At 70.7% G+C, this 14375-nt stretch carries 14 protein-coding genes and 1 pseudogene; 11 read left to right on the forward strand and 4 right to left on the reverse strand.

What is annotated here, in order from left to right; all coding sequences use genetic code 11:
• Positions 1 to 40 precede the first annotated feature (40 nt).
• The 5 genes and pseudogenes from ACLJOK_RS18355 to ACLJOK_RS18375 all read left to right on the forward strand — a co-directional run.
• A complete protein-coding gene (locus tag ACLJOK_RS18355; RefSeq protein ID WP_410820004.1) occupies positions 41 to 1519 on the forward strand; it encodes an NCS2 family permease in 1479 nt (492 codons plus the stop codon).
• A 114-nt stretch (positions 1520 to 1633) separates the two neighbouring features.
• Entirely contained in the window at positions 1634 to 2083 is a 450-nt protein-coding gene (locus tag ACLJOK_RS18360; protein WP_030486369.1) for a MarR family winged helix-turn-helix transcriptional regulator, read from the forward strand.
• Positions 2084 to 2155: 72 nt separating this feature from the next.
• Complete coding sequence (locus ACLJOK_RS18365) at positions 2156 to 3439, forward strand: MFS transporter (RefSeq protein WP_410820005.1); 1284 nt, start codon at positions 2156 to 2158, stop codon at positions 3437 to 3439.
• A 95-nt stretch (positions 3440 to 3534) separates the two neighbouring features.
• Entirely contained in the window at positions 3535 to 4044 is a 510-nt protein-coding gene (locus tag ACLJOK_RS18370) for a hypothetical protein (protein WP_410820006.1), read from the forward strand.
• Between the two features lie 2 nt (positions 4045 to 4046).
• Positions 4047 to 4229, forward strand: a pseudogene (locus ACLJOK_RS18375) (RNA 2',3'-cyclic phosphodiesterase); the annotation flags it as partial.
• Here ACLJOK_RS18375 and ACLJOK_RS18380 read toward each other — a convergent pair.
• The gene (locus ACLJOK_RS18380; RefSeq protein WP_410820007.1) at positions 4199 to 4966 is read right to left on the reverse strand and encodes a helix-turn-helix domain-containing protein; all 768 of its coding nucleotides are present in this window, start codon (positions 4964 to 4966) and stop codon (positions 4199 to 4201) included. The pseudogene ACLJOK_RS18375 and the gene ACLJOK_RS18380 sit on opposite strands and share 31 nt — an antisense overlap.
• A 238-nt stretch (positions 4967 to 5204) precedes the next feature.
• Between ACLJOK_RS18380 and ACLJOK_RS18385 the strand changes: the two genes are divergently transcribed.
• A complete protein-coding gene (locus ACLJOK_RS18385; RefSeq protein WP_410820008.1) occupies positions 5205 to 5870 on the forward strand; it encodes a DUF4097 family beta strand repeat-containing protein in 666 nt (221 codons plus the stop codon).
• Positions 5871 to 5884: 14 nt separating this feature from the next.
• Complete coding sequence (locus ACLJOK_RS18390; protein WP_410820009.1) at positions 5885 to 6715, forward strand: alpha/beta fold hydrolase; 831 nt, start codon at positions 5885 to 5887, stop codon at positions 6713 to 6715.
• Between the two features lie 54 nt (positions 6716 to 6769).
• Here the strand turns inward: ACLJOK_RS18390 and sepH are convergent, their stop codons facing one another.
• From sepH to ACLJOK_RS18405, 3 genes are all read right to left on the reverse strand, one after another.
• Positions 6770 to 7846 (reverse strand): septation protein SepH, encoded by a 1077-nt coding sequence (sepH, locus tag ACLJOK_RS18395; RefSeq protein ID WP_410820010.1) that lies wholly within the window; start codon positions 7844 to 7846, stop codon positions 6770 to 6772.
• 185 nt (positions 7847 to 8031) lie between these two features.
• Positions 8032 to 9159 carry a phosphoserine transaminase gene (gene serC / locus ACLJOK_RS18400; RefSeq protein WP_410820011.1) on the reverse strand — a complete coding sequence of 376 codons (1128 nt, stop codon included), beginning with the start codon at positions 9157 to 9159 and terminating at the stop codon, positions 8032 to 8034.
• A 196-nt stretch (positions 9160 to 9355) separates the two neighbouring features.
• A complete protein-coding gene (locus ACLJOK_RS18405; protein ID WP_210782815.1) occupies positions 9356 to 10462 on the reverse strand; it encodes a citrate synthase 2 in 1107 nt (368 codons plus the stop codon).
• 278 nt (positions 10463 to 10740) lie between these two features.
• Between ACLJOK_RS18405 and pdxH the strand changes: the two genes are divergently transcribed.
• Genes pdxH through ACLJOK_RS18425 form a run of 4 tightly spaced genes read left to right on the forward strand, consistent with a single transcriptional unit; the run spans position 10741 to position 14215 of the window.
• On the forward strand, positions 10741 to 11370 hold the full coding sequence (pdxH, locus tag ACLJOK_RS18410) for a pyridoxamine 5'-phosphate oxidase (protein ID WP_410821531.1): 630 nt from the start codon (positions 10741 to 10743) through the stop codon (positions 11368 to 11370).
• Positions 11367 to 12665: an MFS transporter gene (locus tag ACLJOK_RS18415; protein ID WP_410820012.1), complete on the forward strand. Its 1299-nt coding sequence runs from the start codon at positions 11367 to 11369 to the stop codon at positions 12663 to 12665. Before pdxH ends, ACLJOK_RS18415 begins: the two co-directional genes overlap by 4 nt.
• A gap of 18 nt (positions 12666 to 12683) precedes the next feature.
• Positions 12684 to 13613 carry an aldose 1-epimerase family protein gene (locus tag ACLJOK_RS18420; protein ID WP_410820013.1) on the forward strand — a complete coding sequence of 310 codons (930 nt, stop codon included), beginning with the start codon at positions 12684 to 12686 and terminating at the stop codon, positions 13611 to 13613.
• Positions 13613 to 14215 carry a nitroreductase family protein gene (locus ACLJOK_RS18425; protein WP_410820014.1) on the forward strand — a complete coding sequence of 201 codons (603 nt, stop codon included), beginning with the start codon at positions 13613 to 13615 and terminating at the stop codon, positions 14213 to 14215. Before ACLJOK_RS18420 ends, ACLJOK_RS18425 begins: the two co-directional genes overlap by 1 nt.
• Positions 14216 to 14375: the final 160 nt, after the last annotated feature.

Raw genomic sequence — 14375 nt, forward strand, 5'->3', positions numbered from 1 at the left:
CGATGCGCGCGACAACTGGAAGATCACCTGCGAGGACCTGATGGCCGTAGCGCCGCCCGAGAACGGCACACCTCCCAACCCCGCTCATCCGCGTAACGGTTTCGACCGTTTCTTCGAGATCTCCGCCCGTGGCTCGACGTTGAGCCGTGAGGTACGCGGTGGCCTGGCGACCTTCTTCACGATGGCGTACATCGTGGTGCTCAACCCCCTGATCCTGGGCGGCGCCGTCGACGGTGACGGCAAGAGCCTCCCAATTCCCGCGCTGGCTGCCGCGACCGCGCTGGTCGCCGGCCTGATGACCATCCTGATGGGTGTGGTCGGCCGGTTCCCGCTGGCGCTCGCCGCCGGTCTGGGCGTCAACGCGCTGGTGGCGTACGAGATCGCCCCCGAGATGACCTGGGCCGACGCGATGGGCCTTGTGGTGATCGAGGGTCTGATCATCGCGGTGCTGGTGCTCACCGGTCTGCGGACCGCGGTGTTCCGCTCGGTGCCAACCCAGATGAAGAGCGCGATCGGGGTCGGCATCGGTCTGTTCCTGACCATCATCGGCCTGGTGGACGCCGGCTTCGTCCGACGCATCCCGGATGATGCCAACACCACAGTTCCGGTCGGCCTGGGCATCGGCGGCAAGCTGGTGAGCTGGCCGATGCTGGTCTTCGTGGTGGGCCTGCTGATCACGCTGGTGCTGGTGGTCCGTCGGGTGAAGGGCGCGATCCTGATCGGCATCCTCGCCTCGACGGTGCTCGCGGTGATCGTGGAGGCGGTCGGCAACATCGGCCCGTCGTTCGTCAACGGTCAGCCCAACCCGAAGGGCTGGTCGCTGAACGTGCCGGAGCTGCCGAAGTCGGTGGTGGACCTGCCGGACCTGTCGCTGCTCGGCAAGTTCAACGTGTTCGACTCGTGGGGCCGGGCCGGTTGGCTGGTCGTGCTGATGTTCATCTTCACGCTGTTGATCACGGACTTCTTCGACACCATGGGCACGATGGTCGCGGTCGGCCAGGAGGGCGGCCTGCTCGACGAGCAGGGCACCCCGCCGAAGGCCAAGGAGATCCTGCTGGTCGACTCGATCGCGGCGGCGGCCGGCGGTGCGGCCAGCACCTCCAGCAACACGTCGTACATCGAGAGCGCCGCCGGTGTCGCGGAGGGCGCCCGGACCGGTGTGGCCAACCTGGTCACCGGCGCGCTCTTCCTGCTCGCGATGTTTCTGGCGCCGTTGGTCGTGATCGTGCCGTTCGAGGCGGCGTCGACGGCCCTGGTGGTGGTCGGCTTCCTGATGATGACAGCGGTGCGGACGATCGACTGGTCCGACTACGAGATCGCCATTCCGGCGTTCCTCACCATCGTGCTGATGCCGTTCACCTACTCGATCTCGAACGGGATCGGCGCTGGCCTGATCACCTTCGTGGTGGTCAAGTTGGCGCGGGGCAAGGCCCGGGAGATCCACCCGTTGCTGTACGGGGTGGCCGCGCTGTTCGTGCTGTACTTCCTGCGTGGGCCGATCGAGTCCCTGGTGCTCTGAGGCACATCCGGGCGGGGAGTCGATCAGGATTCCCCGCCCGTACCATCTGAATCCCCTCGTGAGCCTGGTCATAACGGATGTCGTTAGCCATGCTCATTAGTTAAGCTAACTACTGTGACGGAGCGGACGGTGACGGCGGAACGCGTGCCACCGGCGCAGCTGGCTCCCCAGCTGCGTGATGCGATCACCCGACTCAACCGGCGGGTCCGACAGGCCCGACCGGTCGGCGACCTCACGGTCACCCAGGTCTCCGCGCTCACCAGCCTGCGGCTGGCGGGCGCGATGACACCCCGGGAGCTGGCCGACGTTGAGCGGGTGCAGCCGCCGACGATGACCAAGATCGTCGGGAAGTTGGAGGACCGCGGCCTCGTGCGGCGGACACCCCATCCGACCGACGGGCGGCAGGTCATCCTCGCGGCGACCGAAGGAGGGCAGGCCGTGCTCGACCAGTTCGAGCGGGCCCGCGACGAGTGGCTGGCCCACCGGCTGGCCGCACTCGACGAAGACGAACGGGAGACCCTGCAGAGGGCCGCCGAGATTCTTCAGCAGCTCGCTCGCGCCTGAGCCGCACCCGCGCCACCGGGTCCGTGCCGTCACCTGTCGATGACGCGTACGTCCGGAGGAGGCGCACCAAGAGTGCAGGCGAAGCTGAGCACGATGTTCCAGTCCCTACAGGTCCGCAACTACCGCCTCTTCGCATCCGGGCAGCTGATCAAGTTGATCGGCGTCTGGATGATGTTCATCGCCCAGGACTGGCTCGTCCTCGAGCTTTCCAACAACTCGGCGACCGCGCTCGGCGTGGTGACCGCCTGCCAGTTCACCCCGGTGCTCCTGCTCACCCTGCTCTCCGGTCGGCTCGCCGACCGGTACGACAAGCGGGTGCTGCTCTTCGCCGCCAACGCCTTCTGGAGCCTGCTGGCGCTCGGCATGGCGGTGCTGGTCCTCACCGACCTGGTGCAGCTCTGGCACGTCTTCGCCTTCGCCGCGCTGCTCGGCACGGCCAACGCTGTGGAGACCCCGGTCCGGCAGGCGTTCGTCTCCGAACTGGTCGGCACGCCGCTGTTGCCCAACGCGCTGTCGCTGAACGCCGCCGTGTTCAACTCCGCCCGGATCGTCGGCCCGGCCGTCGCCGGCCTGGCCATCGCCGCGTTCGACGTGGGCCCGGTCTTCCTCTTCACCGCCCTCAGCTCGGTCGCGCCCCTGGTCAACGTGGTACGGATGCGGACGACCGAACTGCAGCGCGACGCCCTGCTGCCCCGCGACGAGCGGGCGTCCGCCCGGGTCGTCGACGGGCTGCGGTACGTGTGGCGGCGCCCCGACCTGCTGCTGCCGATGGCGATCATGTCGGTGATCGGCATGTCGCTGTTCAACTTCCAGCTCACCCTGGCCGCGTTGGCGAAGACGGTCTTCCACACCGGCGCCGCCTCCTTCGGCCTGTTCAGCACGGCGCTGGCCGTCGGCGCGCTCGGCGGCGCCCTCAGTGGCACCGGTCGGCGTAGCCGCCCGTCGGTGTGGCTGGTGCTGGGCGCGGCGATCGCCTGCGCCAGCTTCGGCACCCTGGTCGGCCTCTCCTCGGCGTACTGGCTGGTGGTGGCACTGCTGGTGCCGACCGGCTTCTGCATGGTCTTCTTCGCCCAGGCCGCCAACCAGCGGATCCAGATGGGCGTCGACGCGGCCTTCCGGGGACGGGTGATGGCCCTGTGGGTGCTGGTGTTCCTGGGCACCAACCCGGTCGGCGCGCCGCTGATCGGCTGGGTCGCGGAGCACTACGGTGCCGGTGCCAGCATCTGGATGGGCGGGCTCATCTCGCTGGCCGCCGCGCTGGTCGCGCTCACCTGGCAGCTGCGCCACTCCGGTGCCCGGCTGCGGTTCCGGGTGCTGCCGATGCCCCGCTTCTACGTGACCTCCACCGACTGCTGAGGTTTGAGGCGGGCCGGTCCGCGTCCGGTTGCGCGCTTTGCGCGGATGCGGCCAAACCGCTGGCGAGGTGGCACGGTGGGGCTTAGCGTCGATACGTGGGAGTCGGACGCGCGCTGATGCTGGCCCTGGCGTTCCTCGCCGTGGCCATTCTGCCGGCGGCATTCGCCCTGCTCTTCTGCTACGACGAGATCGTCGACCGGGCGGTCTGCGGCTGGTCCGAGTGGCGTGACCGCCGCCGGGAGAAGCGCACGATCGCCCGTCTCGACCGGGCCATCGAGGCCGACGCGTTGACCCGGGACATCGACCTCAGCGAGTTCGACAGCGCTGACCGCCGACCGCTCGAGCAGCTCGCCGCCGACCTGCGCCGCCTCGGCGGCCAGCGGGTCGGCGGCACCGGTCGCTCGATGGTCTGGCACACCGCACTGCTCCAGGCGTACGACGACCGGCTTCGACTCGCCTGCCGCGCCCTCGGCATCGCCGAACACCTCGCCGAGCTGGAGGGCGTCGATCAGGAGATCGAGCGGGTCCGGGTGGAGGGCGTGCTGCACGCCGCCGGGCTGGCCCTTCCGGCGGCCCGCGCTGGGCTTCGGCAGCGACACCGCTGAGCTTCCGGCCGCATCTGACCGTCGCCCGGCCCGGCGATCGGATGGACCTGGCCGACGTCGAGGCCGACCGGGCCAGCCTGGACGGGTACGAAGGGCCATCGTGGCCGGCGTCGGAACTGCTGCTGGTGCGTAGCCACCTCGGCGGCCGACCGCGCTACGACCGGGTTGCCGCCTGGTCGCTGTGACCCGGCGGCACGTGGCTGGTCGCTGTGGACGGCCTGCTGCGGAGAAGCTCGCGGGCCTGTTCGGCGGCGCGGGTGATGCTTTCGCTCATGAAGTCGAGGAAGCGGGCGATGTTCTCCAGACGGGCGGCGGCGGGGGTGTGCGCGCCGAGGAGGGCGACGCCCTGCCGAGCGGCCGCGACGAGATGATCGTTGGCCCGGGCACTGGCGATCGTCGCCTGGAAGAAGAGCTCGTCGTCGACGACGTAGCGGTCGCGGCGGCGCTCGTCGCGTTCGCGGCGGACGAGGCTCTGGCTCTCCAGGAAGGTGATCGCCTTGGAGATCGACGCCGGGCTGACCTGGAGGCGCTGGGCGAGTTCAGCCGCGGTGAGACTGCCCGAGTCGGTGAGGAACAGTTTGGTCAACACCCGGGCCCCCATCTTGTTCAGACCGGAGGCCATGAGGACGGTGGCGAACGCCTCCTCGTAGTCGTTCACGGCCTGGGCGTCGCGTCCGTCCGGTCGGCGGGCCGCCTCGGGCCCAAGGGAGGGGGCGGGCTTGCGCCGGTGGGCGCGGCGCTCGGTCGCGTGGTGGGCCAGATCGGCGCGGTAGCCGGTGGGGCCGCCGTTGCGCATCACCTCGCGCGTGATCGTCGAGGTGGGACGGTCGAGGCGTCGGGCGATCTCGGCGTAGGGGAGGCTGTCCGCCAGCCCCAGCGCGATCTGCTGGCGTTCCTGCTGGGTGAGCCTGCCTCCCGGCATCGCAATCTCCCTCGTGGTCCCGTAAGGCCGCAGCCCCAGACTCCGCCACCATAGCGTTAACCTACAGACCATTGCAACGATGGCTGGTGTCGTGTTGCATTAGATTCAGGGCTGTTGCAACAGTTTTACGAGCGAGAGCAGCGAAAACGCACCTTCACTGCAACATGGGTGTTGCAAAAAATGGAAAGCAACGTAGCGTTTCCCGTATCGGAAACAAGCACCAACCTGGGAGAGCACGATGCAGACGTTCGACACACCCGCCCCCATCTCCGCCGTCCTGGACATCCCCGCCGGACGCATCCAGCTCATCGCCGCGGACCGCGCCGACACCACAGTCGAGGTCGTCCCGGCCGACCCCGCCAAGAGCCGCGACACCAGGGCCGCCGAGCAGACCACAGTCGCCTACGCCGACGGCGTCCTGCGAATCACGACCGCACGTCCCATCAACAAGCTCTTCGGCCCCTCCGGCTCTCTGGAGGTCACCGTCCGGGTTCCCGCCGACTCCCGTGTCGAGGCCAGGGCCGCCAGCGCCGAGTTTCGGGGCGTCGGCCGCCTCGGCGACGTCACCGTCGACGGGGCGTACCGGGAAATCAAGATCGACGAGGCCGCGAGTGTGCGCCTCACCGCCATCGACGGCGATGTCGAGATCGGCCGGCTCAACGGGCCCGCCGAGATCAGCACCGCCCGGGGTGACATCACTGTCGCCGAGGCCATGCGCGGCACTGTCGTTCTCCGTACCCAGTCCGGCGACATCTCGGTCGCGGCGGCGGCCGGCGTCTCGGCCGCCCTGGACGCCGGCACCGGCCACGGCCGCGTCAGCAACGCCCTCAAGAACGACGGCACCGTCCAACTCGACATCCACGCCAGCACCCTGCAGGGCGACATCAACGCCCGCAGCCTCTGAGAGGACGGAACGAGATGACGAACAACAGCCTGCCCTCGACCAACTCACAGTGGACCGGCATGGTGTCGGTCGACGACACGGCCCTGGCCGTCACCGACACCGGCGGTTCCGGCATCCCAGTGGTCTACCTCAACGGCCAGTTCGCCACCCAGGGTTACTGGCGGCGGGTCATCGCCGAGCTGGGCACCGAATTCCGGCACATCACCTACGACGAGCGGGCTCGCGGCAGGAAGTCGAAGCGCTCAGCCGACTACTCGTTCGAGGCGGCCGTCCGGGACGTCGACGCCGTTCTCGCCGCCCGAGGCGTGCACCAGGCGGTGCTGGTGGGCTGGTCCTACGGAGCGGTGGTCGGGGCGCACTGGGCCAACCGGAACCCGGAGCGGGCCCTGGGCGCGGTCCTGGTCGACGGCGCGTTCCCGCACGACTGGCTCGACGAGGCCATGGCGCAGCGGATCCGCAAGATGTTCCGACGGATGAACCTGTTCATGCCGCTGCTCCGCCCGACCGGCCTTACCCCACGGATGAACGCCGACCAGATGGCGGACAGCAACATCGAACTCGGCGAACTCTCCCGCGAGCGCGAACTGGGCCCGGTGCTGGACGCCATCACCGTCCCGGTGCGGTACGTGGTCGCCTCGGGAACGTCACTCGGCAGTCGGGGGGACGAGCAGGAGCAGATCCGCGCCAGCCTCGACGCGGTGACCGCCCGCAACCCGCACATCACCATCGGGGCGAAGGTCGCCAGCAACCACGGTGCGATCCTCAAGAAGGACTTCCGCGCCGTCGCCGAGGCCGTACGCGGGGTCGCCGCCCCTCATCGCGAAGAGGCCGGAGACATTCGGTGAGGTCCGAACGCTCGCGCTGACGGGTGACGCACTGTCACCCGTCAACGCGAAGCGTCAGGAAGATTCGCGGGCGGCCGGGCCGCTGCCGAAGAGCACGTCGTCCCAGCTCGGCAGCCGCTTGCGTGGCTTGCCGTTGGCGTCGGTGGACTCGCCGGCGGCCGCCGCAGCGCCCGTCCGGCGGGGCCGCAGCACCGCCAGCGACGGCACGGCCGGCACCTCCTTGGGCGCGTCCGAATCATCGTCGAAGGCCGAGCCCTGGCCACCGCCGAGCAGCGCGGCGGCACCCCCACCGACGGGCCGTTGCCGAGGAGCGTCCGACCCGGCAAGGGCAGCCGGGGTACGCGGCTCAAGCCCGCGACCCGACGAGCCGCCGAGCGGGCGGTCCAGTGAGGCGAGCAGCGCGTCCCGGCCAGCCCGGATCGGATCGCGGCCAGGGCGCGGGTGCTCGGACGCGGCAGGCAACCCGTGCCCACCACGACTCGGCTCACCACGCGACGGACCGGGCAGGGCGTGCCCGGTCCGTTCCGGTGCCGGCTCCTGACCGAGGATCGGCGTGGGCCGCTCGGCGCACAGGTACTGCGCCATGTCGTCGTGCGGCGTGACCACCTGCCGGGCCTTGTCCATGTCCCAGATGGCCTGCGCGGTGGCCTTTCCGGACGGCCAGGTGGCGATGATCCGCCAGGTGCCGTCGTCGCGCCGGTAGGCGTCCCAGGAGATCTTCTCGGTGTCGATTCCGTGCTGGCTCAGCCGACCGTTTACCACCTCGGCGAGGGGGGTGGGCTTCTCCGCGCCCTTGAGGCGGGTGCGACGGGCGTGCTGGGCGAGCATCGCCCGCTCCTGGAGCACCGGCCCGGCATAGCGCAGCACCCGGTCGACCGGCACCCCGGCGATGCGGGCGACATCCTCGGCGGACTCACCCGAGCGGATGCGGGCCTGAATGTCGCGAGGAGACAGTGAGGGAATCGGATCGACGGTGGTCGGTGCCACCGCGAGCGGCGGGGCACCCGGCTCGGGGTGCATCACGCCGGCGATGCGTTCGTCGATCGGCAGGGCGAGAAGTCGCCCCACCTCGTCGGCGAGCACCAGGGCCTGGCCGTCCTCGGAGAGGGCGACGAAGCGTACTGGGCGCATAGCGTTGCCTCCGTCCCGCTTCGCTGACCGCACGCCACGAGTCGGCCACCCAGGCGTCTCGGACCACCGTACGCGCATCTGCCTCGGGGTGGGGGAAGCGACACCCCGCATGTCGTGACTGAGCTGCGGCGATGATCACGGTCGGTGTCCGTGGAGGCCCCAACGGACACCGACCGTGACGAACGTCAGAGTCGCTCGACCACGTAGTCGATGGACGCCGTCAGCGCCTCGACATCGGCCGGCTCGACGGCCGGGAACAGCGCCACCCGCAGCTGGTTGCGACCAAGCTTGCGGTAGGGCTCAGTGTCCACGATGCCGTTGGCACGCAGCGCCTTGGCGATCGCTGTGGCGTCCACCCCGTCGGCGAAGTCGATGGTGGCGACCACGTTGGAGCGCAGCGCCGGGTCGGTGACGAACGGGGTGGCCACGCTGGACCGCTCGGCCCAGCCGTAGACAGCGGCGGCGCTCTCGGCGGTGCGCTTCGCCGCCCAGGACAGGCCGCCCTGCGCGTTCATCCAGTCGGTCTGCTCGGCGGCCAGGAAGATGGTGGCCAACGCCGGGGTGTTGTAGGTCTGCTCCAGCCGCGAGTTGTCGATCGCGGTGACCAGATCGAGGAAGGCGGGGATGTAGCGCCCGGACGCCTTGATCTCGGCGGCCCGGTCCAGTGCGGCCGGGGACATCAGGGCCAGCCAGAGACCGCCGTCGGAGCCGAAGCACTTCTGCGGGGCGAAGTAGTAGACGTCGGTCTCACCGACGTTGACCTCCAGGCCACCCGCGCCGGAGGTCGCGTCGACAAGCAGCAGCGCGCCCTCGTCGGCACCGGCCACTCGGCTGATCGGGACGGCCACACCGGTCGAGGTCTCGTTCTGCGGCGTCGCGTACGCGTCCACGCCGGACTCGGCGACCAGGGCCGGCGCGCTGCCCGCGTCGGACTTGCGGACGGTCGGCTCACCCAGGAACGGGGCGTCCTTGACCGACTTCGCGAACTTGGCGCCGAACTCGCCGAAGCTGGCGAACTGGGCCCGGTCGCGAATCAGGCCGAAGGTGGCGACCTCCCAGAACGCGGTGGTGCCACCGTTGCCGATCACCACCTCGTAGCCCTCGGGCAGCGAGAAGAACTCGGCGATGCCGGAACGCAGCCGGGCCACCTGGTCACGGACCGTCTTCTGCCGGTGCGAGGTGCCGAGGTAGGTGGTCGCGACCTCGGCGAGAGCGGACACCGCCGCCGGGCGGACCTTGGACGGGCCGCAGCCGAAGCGTCCGTCGGCGGGCTTGATCTCATCGGGAATCCGGATGATCGGTGCGTCAGCCACGGTCTTGAAGATCCTTCCGCAAGGGCGAGGGCGGGCCCGGCGACACTGCCGGCCCTCATCCTCGCACCCGGGTCGGGCGGCGATGGGCGGGGTCCCGGCGGTCGGTCTGAGTCCTTCGCCACAGTCGGCCCCGGTAACCAACGAGAAGGGCCCCTCCTCGACGCCTGACGTCGGGGAGGGGCCCTTTCCTAGCAGCTCAGACGCCGTGCGGGATGGCCGCCCAGCCCTCGACGTCGGACGGCTTGCGGGTCTCCGGGCCCATGTAGAGGGCGGACGGGCGGACCAGCCGCTGGAGACGCTTCTGCTCCAGGATGTGCGCGCTCCAGCCGCCCATCCGTGCGCAGGTGAACATCGAGGTGAACATGTGCGCCGGCACCTCGGCGAAGTCCAGCACCACTGCCGACCAGAACTCGACGTTGGTGGCCAGCACCCGGTCCGGGCGGCGGGCCTGAAGCTCGGCGAGGGCGGCCTTCTCCAGCGCCTCGGCGATCTCGAAGCGCGGCGCGCCCAGCTCCTTGGCCGTACGCCGGAGCACTCGGGCGCGCGGGTCCTCGGCACGGTAGACGCGGTGGCCGAAGCCCATCAACCGCTCGCCGCGGTCGAGGACGCCCTTGACGTAGCCCTCCGCGTCGCCGCTGCGCTCCACCGCCTCCAGCATGCTCAGCACCCGGGATGGGGCGCCGCCGTGCAGCGGGCCGGAGAGGGCGCCGATGCCCGACGAGATGCAGGCAGCCGCGTCGGCCCCGGTGGAGGCGACGATGCGAGCGGTGAAGGTGGAGGCGTTCAGGCCGTGCTCGGCGGCCGAGATGAAGTACGCGTCGACGGCCTTGACGTGCCGCGGGTCGGGCTCGCCACGCCAGCGCTTCATGAAGCGCTCGACGATGGTCTGCGCCTTGTCGATCTCCTTCTGCGGCACCGCCGGCAGGCCGAGGCCGCGGGCGGACTGTGCGACGAAGGAGAGCGCGGTCACCGAGACCCGGGCGAGATCCTCACGGGCCTGCTCGTCGGAGATGTCCAGCAGTTGGTTGAGACCCCAGTACGGGGCCAGCATGGCGACCGCGGACTGCACGTCGACGCGGATGTCACCGGAGTGCACCGGCACCGGGAACGGCTCCGCCGGCGGCAGGCCCGGCCCGAACCGGCCGTCGACCAGCAGTGCCCACACGTTGCCGAACGACACCTGGCCGATCAGATCCTCGATGTCGACTCCGCGATAGCGCAGCGCACCGCCCTCACGGTCAGGTTCGGCGATCTCGGTCTCGAAGGCGACGACGCCCTCCAGCCCGGGTTTGAAATCAGCCATGTCGCTCTCCTGGATCTGGTCGGTGCGCCGGATCGCTCATCCGGCCCGATCGGCCGAGCGCCTTAGGCGACCCTCAGGGATGTGTTCGGAACATACTGCCTGCTGAGTAAGGGATACGCGACCCGCTGCGACTGTGCTGCACGCGACATCCCCGGACGCGCATTCTCCGCCCGGCTCAGTGAGACTGGGCGGGGCGGGCTGGTCAGCGCGGGAGGGTGCTGGCGGGGCCTGCGAAAAGGAGTGGGGACGTGACGGGTGACACACCCGCCCCGGCCGCGATGCGTAACGAGTACGCCGCGGACCTGGGCCTGACCGAGGCTGACCTGGCCGCCGACTGGCACACCCAGTTCGACAGGTGGTTCGCCGACGCGGTGGCCTTCGGGCTACCCGAACCGAACGCCATGGTGGTGGGCACCGCCGACTCGGCCGGCCGGCCGAGCGGGCGGACGGTGCTGCTGAAGGGGTACGACCCGGAGGGCTTCGTCTTCTTCACCAACCACCTGTCGCGCAAGGGCGTCGAGGCGACCGCCAACCCGTACGCCAGCCTGGTCTTTCCGTGGTTTCCCATGCAGCGTCAGGTGGTGGTCGCCGGGCGGGTCGCGCACGTCGACCGCGCGACGAGCGAGGCGTACTTCGCCAGCCGGCCGCGCGGCTCCCAACTGGGTGCCTGGGCCAGCCCGCAGTCCCAGGTGGTGTCGGGTCGGGCGGCGCTGGAGCAGCGGTACCAGGAGGTGGCCGAGCGGTTCGCCGACCAGGCCGAGATCCCGACCCCGTCGCACTGGGGCGGGCTGCGGGTCCAACCCGAGTCGGTGGAGTTCTGGCAGGGCCGCGCCGGTCGGTTGCACGACCGGCTCCGCTTCCGTCGCCTCGACGAGGGTGGCTGGGCCGTCGAGCGGTTGGCGCCGTGACCGGTGTGCGGGAGACCCGGCCGCGCGCGGCGCGCCGCTGGGCGATCGACGTACGTCCGCTGCGGGTTCCGGCGTACCGACGGCTCTGGCTCGGCAACACCGTGGCGATGTTCGGCTTCCAGTTCACCGCCGTCGCGGTGCCGGTGGAGATGTACGCCCTGACCCGGGACTCGTTCTGGGTGGGCCTGCTGGGAGTGGCCGCCTTCGTACCGTTGCTGGTCTTCGGGCTCTGGGGCGGCGCGATCGCCGACGCCCGCGACCGACGTGCGGTGTTGCTCGGCGGCTCATTGTTGCTCTGGGCATCCACTCTCGGGCTGTTGCTCCAGGCGGTGCTGGACGTGCGCAGCCCGGTGCTGCTGCTGGCGTTGATGGCGTTGCAGTCGGTGGCGTTCGCGATCAGCTCGCCGGCCCGCAGCGCCATGCTGCCCCGGCTGGTGCCGGAAGACCTGGTGGCGTCCGCCACCACCCTGAACTACACGACCTTCACCGCCGCCTCGGTCGCCGGCCCGCTCGCCGCCGGCCTGATCCTCGCCGCCTCGCCGGACACCACTGTGGTCCTGCCGATCGCCTACGGGTTGGACGCGGTGCTGTTCACAGCGATGCTCTGGGCCGCGCTGCGGCTGCCCTCGCTCCCGCCCGAGCCCACCGCCGACGGCCAGGCCCGGCGTGCGGGTCTGGCCAGCGTCGTCGACGGGTTCCGCTACCTGGCCACCACCCCGGTCCTGCTGCTGTCCTTCGGGGTGGACCTGATCGCGATGATCCTCGCCATGCCCCGGGCCCTCTTCCCGGAGATCGCGCACGAGCGGTTCGGTGGCGGTGGCGCTGTCGGTCTGCTCTACAGCGCCATCGCGATCGGCTCGATGATCGGTGGGTTGACCTCCGGTTGGATCGGCCGGCTCCGCCGCCAAGGGCTCGGCCTGGTGCTCGCCGTGGTCGGCTGGGGTCTCGCGATCGCCGCGGCGGGGTTGGCCCACCAGCTCTGGCTGATGGTCGTGCTGCTCGCCGTGGCCGGCGCCGCCGACCTGATCAGCGCGGTGCTGCGTCAGTCGATGCTGCTGGTCTACGCACCGGACCGGATGCGCGGCCGACTCCAGGGCGTCAACACTGTCGTGGTGGCGGGTGGTCCACGCCTGGGCGACCTGCGTGCCGGCACCATGGCCGCCGGGTTCGGTGGCGGGGTGGCCTGGGTGGCCGGTGGGCTCGCCTCCGCGGTGCTCGTGGTGGTGCTCGCTGTCGCCTTCCCGGCGCTGCTGCGCTATCGGGCGGCGACGGCGTCGAGCGACGACCGGACCTGACCGGTTAGGGTCGCCGGCATGGAAAGCCCCGATCCGCGCCCGTTCTCCGGCGCCCAGTGGACCATCTCCGCCGCCGGCCACGAGGCCGTCATCGTGGAGGTCGGCGGTGGGCTCCGGACGTACCGGCACGACGGTGTCGACCTGCTCGACGGGTACCAGACCGATGAGGTCTGCCCCGGTTGCACCGGGCAGGTGCTGGCGCCCTGGCCGAACCGGATCCGCGATGGTCGCTACTCGTTCGACGGGCGGACGCACCAGCTTTCGCTGACCGAGCCGGAGCGGCACGTGGCCATCCACGGGCTGGTCAACTGGGTGCCGTGGCAGCTGCTGGAGCAGTCGGCCGACGCCGTGACTGTCGGCTACGACCTGCCGCCGCAGCCCGGCTACCAGTGGCCGCTGCGGCTGCGCAGCCGGTGGAGCGTCGACGCGGACGGGCTGCGTGCCGAGCACGAGGTGACAAACATCGGCGGGGAGCTGGCCCCGTTCGGCTTCTCCGTGCACCCGTACCTGCAACTGCCGGGCGTCGCGGTCGACGACCTGGTGTTGCGGCTGCCCACCCGGAGCCGGGTGCTGGTGGACGGTCGGCTGCTGCCGGTGGGGGTGACGCCGGTGGCCGGCACCGAGTACGACTGGACCAGCCCTCGCCGGATCGGCTCGGCCGTGCTGGACTCCTGCTTCGGCGAGGTGATCCGGGACGCCGACGGCGGTTCGTCGGTGAGCCTCGCCGCGCCGGACGGTTCGGCCGGGGTGAGCATCTGGGCGGATGCCGAGTTCGGTTGGTGGCAGGTGTTCACCGGGGACGCCCTCACCGGCGAGCGGCACCGTCGCTCGGTGGCGGTCGAGCCGATGACCTGCCCACCGGACGCGTTCCGGTCGGGCAAGGATCTGCTCACGCTCAAGCCCGGCACGACCTGGCGAGGTGCCTGGGGCATCCGCCCCGGTGCCTGATGGAGTTCGCCGAGGTCGTCCGCCGTCGGCGGATGGTGCGCAACTACGACCCGGACCGTCCGGTCCCGCCCGACGTGGTGGACCGGCTGCTCGACCACGCGGTTCGCGCGCCGTCGGCCGGCTTCGCCCAGGGCTGGGGTTTCCTGGTGTTGGAGGAGCCGGCCGATCGGGAACGGTTCTGGGCCGCCACCACCCCCGATGGCGGTGGGCGGGAGCGCTGGCTCGCGGGCATGCGCCGGGCACCCCTGATCGTGGTGCCGCACGCCAACGAGTCGGCCTACCTGCGGCGGTACGCGGAGCCGGACAAGGGTTGGACTGATCAGTCCACGGAGCGGTGGCCGGTGCCGTACTGGCACGTGGACGCCGGCTTCGCGGCGTTGCTGATGCTGCTCACCGCGGTGGACGAGGGGCTGGGGGCGTGCTTCTTCGGCATTCCATCGCTGCGGCTCGCCGCCTACCGGGACGCGTTCGGCGTGCCGGCGGAGTATCAACCCATCGGTGCCGTCACAATCGGTTACCGCGCAGCTGACCATCGGTCACCATCGTTGCGCCGTGGGCGTCGCCCGATGGACGAAGTCGTGCGGCGCGGCCGGTGGAACTGAGGCGGACGTCCCGTTCGTCCGGTTGAGGATCGGACGAGCGGTAGCGAAACTGACATCAGGGAGCAGAACGTAGCGTGCGCTGGGCGGCTAGGCTGGCACGGTCAATCGGTGCCGCGCCGCGCGGTGCCCGCCGCGGCCCGGCTCGGCGCCGTCGGTCGGC

The organism is Micromonospora sp. 050-3 (assembly GCF_046549335.1).
Lineage (GTDB): Bacteria > Actinomycetota > Actinomycetes > Mycobacteriales > Micromonosporaceae > Micromonospora > Micromonospora trifolii.

Coding starts and splice junctions, on each gene's coding strand:
- ACLJOK_RS18355 (WP_410820004.1), top strand. CDS start 41: ATGGCCGTAGCGCCGCCCGAGAACGGCACACCTCCCAACCCCGCTCAT.
- ACLJOK_RS18380 (WP_410820007.1), bottom strand. CDS start 4,966: ATGCCGGGAGGCAGGCTCACCCAGCAGGAACGCCAGCAGATCGCGCTG.
- ACLJOK_RS18385 (WP_410820008.1), top strand. CDS start 5,205: ATGCAGACGTTCGACACACCCGCCCCCATCTCCGCCGTCCTGGACATC.
- ACLJOK_RS18390 (WP_410820009.1), top strand. CDS start 5,885: ATGACGAACAACAGCCTGCCCTCGACCAACTCACAGTGGACCGGCATG.
- sepH (WP_410820010.1), bottom strand. CDS start 7,846: ATGCGCCCAGTACGCTTCGTCGCCCTCTCCGAGGACGGCCAGGCCCTG.
- ACLJOK_RS18405 (WP_210782815.1), bottom strand. CDS start 10,462: ATGGCTGATTTCAAACCCGGGCTGGAGGGCGTCGTCGCCTTCGAGACC.
- pdxH (WP_410821531.1), top strand. CDS start 10,741: ATGCGTAACGAGTACGCCGCGGACCTGGGCCTGACCGAGGCTGACCTG.
- ACLJOK_RS18420 (WP_410820013.1), top strand. CDS start 12,684: ATGGAAAGCCCCGATCCGCGCCCGTTCTCCGGCGCCCAGTGGACCATC.
- ACLJOK_RS18425 (WP_410820014.1), top strand. CDS start 13,613: ATGGAGTTCGCCGAGGTCGTCCGCCGTCGGCGGATGGTGCGCAACTAC.